The 1,508-nt window shown below is 42.8% G+C and carries 3 protein-coding genes; all 3 read right to left on the bottom strand.

Annotated elements, in window-relative coordinates; all coding sequences use genetic code 11:
• Positions 1–103: 103 nt before the first annotated feature.
• Genes ACH2DQ_RS04925 through ACH2DQ_RS04915 form a run of 3 tightly spaced genes read right to left on the bottom strand, consistent with a single transcriptional unit; the run spans position 104 to position 1,492 of the window.
• Entirely contained in the window at positions 104–469 is a 366-nt protein-coding gene (locus tag ACH2DQ_RS04925; RefSeq protein ID WP_394911217.1) for a VOC family protein, read from the bottom strand.
• Between the two features lie 44 nt (positions 470–513).
• Positions 514–1,335: a PHP domain-containing protein gene (locus ACH2DQ_RS04920; protein ID WP_394911216.1), complete on the bottom strand. Its 822-nt coding sequence runs from the start codon at positions 1,333–1,335 to the stop codon at positions 514–516.
• A gap of 4 nt (positions 1,336–1,339) precedes the next feature.
• Positions 1,340–1,492 (bottom strand): hypothetical protein, encoded by a 153-nt coding sequence (locus ACH2DQ_RS04915; RefSeq protein ID WP_395025794.1) that lies wholly within the window; start codon positions 1,490–1,492, stop codon positions 1,340–1,342.
• Between the last annotated feature and the right edge of the window lie 16 nt (positions 1,493–1,508).

Raw genomic sequence — 1,508 nt, 5'->3', positions numbered from 1 at the left:
TAAACCTCTCTGTGCGGCATACTAGAGTATAATAGCATACTGAAGATTTTACGTCAACTATTTTTTCAAAATTATTCCTTATTTTTCGCGCAATTTCCAGTTCTTATCTTTCCGGCACAATTTCTATCCAGTATCCGTCCGGATCTGCTATAAAATAGATTCCCATCGCTTCATTTTCAAAACAGATGCATCCCATCTCTTTGTGTCTCTTATGAAATCCTTCATAATCATCCGTTACGAATGCCAGATGGAATTCATCTTCCCCAAGATTGTATGGTTCTTTACGCTCTGTCAGATAGGTGAGCTCCAAAGTAAATTCGGTAATCCCATCCCCCAGATATACAAGTTTAAAAGAACCGTCTGATGCATTTTTTTCACGCACCGGTTTTAATCCAAGTGCTTCTTCATAAAAAGCGAGGGATTTTTCCAAATCCAGGACATTAAAGTTAAAGTGGTTAAATTTAATCATAATTGTTTCCTCCTTCTATTATGAACCATTTTTTAATATTGATTCTACATTGGCTGAAAAATTTCATGGATATCCTGATATTCCATGACGCTTTCTCCCACCTGTCCTCCCTTTGGGGAAAGCAGTCCGTGATAATCGCTTCCGCCAGTCAGAAATAAATGATAATACTCCGCCGTTGCCGCTATTTCTTTTAGATCAAAGGGCGTATTAGACGGATGCAGTAATTCCACACCGGTCAGCCCTGCTTCCACCAGTTTTGGAATCAGACGGATATTCTGCTGCTGTCCCGGGTGGGCAAGCACTGCCTTTCCTCCGCCTTTCACAATAGCTTTTACAACCTCCGTTGTCTCGGGATATTCATAGCTGACCCTTAACGGTCCGTTTTCCCGGTACATCCGCTGCATCCACGAGCCGAACATAGCATCAATCTGCCCTGTTTTATATAATACATAATTAATATGCTGGCGGTAGATGCAGCAGCCGTCTGTTTCCTTTTCTGCTGCTTCCCGGCTGATGTCATACCCCATTTCACGCAGGCGTTCTATCTGCCATAAGCTCCGTTCATGCCTCATTTCAAGGACCGGTTTCATCAGTCTGGTGACAGGCTCATAATCGGCTGTATGATATGCCAGGATATGGGCATCCAGTTTCGTCTCAGAATCCCTGGTGCCGCATTCCATTCCCATAATCACCTGCATCTGATATTTTCTGCCAAGGGCTTTTAAGATATCTTCCCTGGGTGGAGCATCATGGTCTGTAAGTGCAATTACGTCCAGTCCTTCCCGGACACTTTTTTCAAAAACCATTTCTGCTGAATCACTGCCATCGGAATAACGGCTGTGTAAATGTAAATCCGCTCTGATCATAAAGTCACTTCCTTTGTATCTCAGTAATTGCTTTTACCTGTTCTGCCAGGGATTTTTTTACTTTTTTCCTGGTTACTTCCACCAGTTCTAACGCTGTCATATCCACAAGTGCAGCCTTAATGGGATCTTTTGACAGATATGTCTGGAACCCATCCATTAACTGCTTCTTGGAC

The sequence above is a fragment of the Robinsoniella sp. genome, from assembly GCF_034124845.1.
This window is presented reverse-complemented; position numbering and strand designations above follow the sequence as displayed.